At 38.3% G+C, this 1,219-nt stretch carries 1 protein-coding gene and 1 pseudogene; both read left to right on the plus strand.

Going from position 1 to position 1,219, the window contains the following annotated elements; genetic code table 11:
- A pseudogene (locus AC6F75_RS06715) lies at window positions 1-145 on the plus strand (3'-5' exonuclease); the annotation flags it as partial.
- A gap of 349 nt (window positions 146-494) precedes the next feature.
- Window positions 495-1,219: hypothetical protein (locus AC6F75_RS06720; protein WP_500714186.1), on the plus strand; the 725-nt coding region annotated here is incomplete at its 3' end.

Consider the following 1,219-nt stretch of genomic DNA (forward strand, 5'->3'; position numbering starts at 1 on the left):
AAAACACAAGGGAAGTAAGGTAGAAGATGTGCTTGAAAATGAACCCGGATATTTTGGCTGGTTGCTCAATGCAGATTTTCCGCTCTATACCAAAAAAGTGCTTACGGGAATTAAATTGAGGAAATTGAATAATAAACTGGATTAAGTATAAACACGTAATTTATCCTTTTTTTTGAATTTTTGTAGGAAAAATCTTAATATTTTATGATTGTTTAAAAAATAATTATATATATTTGGCCTTGAGTCTCGGCGTTCCCCCTTTGGCTGACTCTATAATTTATTAAGTTTATTTTATAGCAAAGTAAGAGAAAGCCACAACTAAATGACTCAACCACACACACACACACACAAGCGAACGCGCACTTAAGCCTATCTCCCCGTTTTTGTAATATACCGTTTTTCAATAAAATTGAATACAACTCAAGTCAATGGCGACCTCCGGTTTAATTAAGTTGATTCTCAAGAATGCTTTTTTTTTAATTTTAACCTAACCAATGAACAAAACCAAATTAAAATTGATACTTATCCCCGTACTTTTGGTTACGGGGTTAAGTTTTTCTCAGGAACCCAACCGCGACACTGCGGCTGAAGAACTTTTTAGCACTTACTATGGTTGGGGCCCTTCTGTGGGCTTTGATTATATGTTTGTGACCGGAAAACCCACCCAAGGGGTGGTGGTTGATTATTTGTCGCCCAAGCCTGTTAATTTTGGGTTTAATTGGAATTTTTACCACAAGAATAACCTAAGTCTTCGATTAGGGGTATATTACAGGTTTTATAGTGAAACCTACAATGAGTTTTATCCGGCGGCTGAAACACCGGCTGATTTTGATTTTGAAGTGGAATTTAGTGATTCTCCTTATGAAAATGCCAAATTCAATATAACTGCAGAATACATCTACCCACTCAACCACCGTTGGGGTTTGAGTGTTGGGCTGGGTTGGGAGGCCTTGTATTATTTGGAAGACCTTTCTTTTGGATCTGGGTCAACAGAACTTGGAGATGTTAGATTGTCGGAATATGTTTCCAACAGTGCCCGCACCAATTGGTATTTTGGGCCCAATGTGGAACTAGGTCTGGACTTAAAGACCCGTGATTTTTTGTATCGACTTAAACTTTTGTATCATTATAATGTTTCAGCACCACAAAACAAAGCGACAGTGGTTGCTCAAAACATGCAGCAAACGCCTGACAATGTGGCGGTGCAAACCCTTACGGG

It is taken from the genome of Planktosalinus sp. (genome assembly GCF_059864935.1).